The 2,060-nt window shown below is 59.6% G+C and carries 2 protein-coding genes and 1 pseudogene; all 3 read left to right on the forward strand.

The window, feature by feature from the left end; all coding sequences use genetic code 11:
- Window positions 1–348, forward strand: a pseudogene (locus tag FEM54_RS31350) (lipid-A-disaccharide synthase); the annotation flags it as partial.
- Entirely contained in the window at window positions 345–977 is a 633-nt protein-coding gene (gene rnhB, locus FEM54_RS31355; protein WP_017137151.1) for a ribonuclease HII, read from the forward strand. The pseudogene FEM54_RS31350 and the gene rnhB, both read left to right, overlap by 4 nt.
- A 77-nt stretch (window positions 978–1,054) precedes the next feature.
- A partial coding sequence (locus FEM54_RS31360) for a PHP domain-containing protein (protein ID WP_138454151.1) occupies window positions 1,055–2,060 on the forward strand: 1,006 nt, incomplete at its 3' end.

Here is a 2,060-nt window from a genome sequence, read left to right on the forward strand (position 1 = left end):
GTATTGATTGCCTCGGGCACCGCGACCCTGGAGGCGCTGCTGTACAAGCGCCCGATGGTCGTGGCTTATCGCCTGGCGCCGCTGACGTTCTGGATTCTCAAGCGCATGGTCAAGAGCCCTTACATCTCCTTGCCTAACCTGCTGGCCCAACGCCTGCTGGTACCGGAGTTGTTGCAGGACGATGCAACGCCCGAAGCCTTGGCACAAACCCTACTACCCTTGATCGACGGCGGCGAAGAGCAGACCCGTGGTTTTGACGACATCCACCGCACCCTGCGGCGTGATGCATCGAACCAGGCGGCTGATGCCGTACTGACCTTGATCGGGCAAAAACAGGACGCTTTATGACCACGCAAATGGGCCTGGATTTCAGTCTGGTCGCACACGCCGACGCACTGGTCGCCGGTGTTGATGAAGTGGGGCGTGGCCCGTTGTGTGGCGCGGTGGTGACGGCGGCGGTGATCCTCGACCCAAATCGCCCGATCCTCGGTCTCAATGACTCGAAAAAACTCACCGAAGCGCGCCGTGAAAAGCTCTACGACGAGATCTGCGAAAAAGCGTTGAGCTGGCACATCGCCCGGGCCGAAGTCGAAGAGATCGATGAGCTGAACATCCTTCACGCCACCATGCTGGCCATGCAGCGCGCCGTCGAAGGGCTGCACATCACACCGAAAATGGCGATGATCGACGGCAACCGCTGCCCCAAACTGGCGATGCCTTCAGAAGCCGTGGTCAAGGGGGATAGCAAGGTCCCGGCGATTGCCGCCGCCTCGATCCTGGCCAAAGTCAGCCGCGACCGCGAAATGGCGGCGTTTGAATTGATCTATCCGGGCTACGGCATCGGTGGTCATAAAGGTTACCCGACGCCCGTTCATCTGGAAGCCTTGGCTCGCCTGGGCCCGACGCCGATCCACCGTCGTTCGTTCGCCCCGGTCCGTCAGGCTTACGAGGCGCGTGAGAGTCTCAGCGAGGTTTAGTCGCGAGGCTGATGTTTTGCTCAAGGCCCGGTACAATCCCGGGCCTTGTTGTTTCTAAGTTTTTAGACAGGATCACTATGCCGGCTTCATTCGTTCACCTGCGCCTGCACACTGAATACTCCCTGGTCGACGGCCTGGTACGGATCAAACCGCTGGTCAAAACCCTGGTGGGCATGAACATGCCTGCGGTGGCGGTTACCGACCAGAACAACATGTGTTCCCTGGTCAAGTTTTACAAGAACGCCATGGGCGCCGGCATCAAGCCGATTTGCGGCGCCGACCTGTGGCTGTCGAACAAAGACCCGGATAACCCCCTGAGCCGCATCAGCCTGCTGGCGATGAATGGCGTGGGTTATCGCAACCTCACCGAATTGATCTCGCGCGGTTTTATCGACGGCCAGCGCAACGGCTCGATCATCATTGAGCGTGAGTGGGTGGCTGAGGCGAGTGAGGGCGTGATCATGCTCTCGGCCGCCAAAGAGGGCGAGATCGGTATCGCGCTGCTGGGCGGCAACCCCCAGGAAGCCGAAGTGTTGGCCCGCGAGTGGATGGACGTGTTTCCCGACCGCTTCTATCTGGAAGTCCAGCGCACCAATCGCCCCAATGACGAAGAACACCTGCACGCCGCCGTGGCCCTGGCCGACAAGCTGGGCGCGCCGCTGGTTGCGACCAACGATGTGCGCTTTATCAAGAAAGAAGATTTCGAGGCCCACGAAACCCGCGTGTGCATTGGCGAAGGCCGGGCACTGGATGACCCGCGCCGCTCCAAGAACTACAGCGAAGAGCAGTACCTCAAAAGCGCCGATGAAATGGCCGAGCTGTTCAGCGACCTGCCTGAGGCGCTGGAAAACTCGGTCGAAATCGCCAAACGCTGCAATATCGAAGTGAAGCTGGGCAAGCACTTTCTGCCCAACTTCCCGATTCCCGATGGCATGACCATCGATGAGTATTTCCGCAAGGTGTCGTTCGACGGTCTGGAAGAGCGATTGAGCGTTCTGCTGCCCAAGGACACCACCGAAGACTACGACGCCAAGCGCCAGGTCTACGTCGACCGGCTGAATTTCGAGCTGGATATCATTATCC

The organism is Pseudomonas edaphica, assembly GCF_005863185.1.
GTDB classification, from domain to species: Bacteria; Pseudomonadota; Gammaproteobacteria; order Pseudomonadales; family Pseudomonadaceae; genus Aquipseudomonas; species Aquipseudomonas edaphica.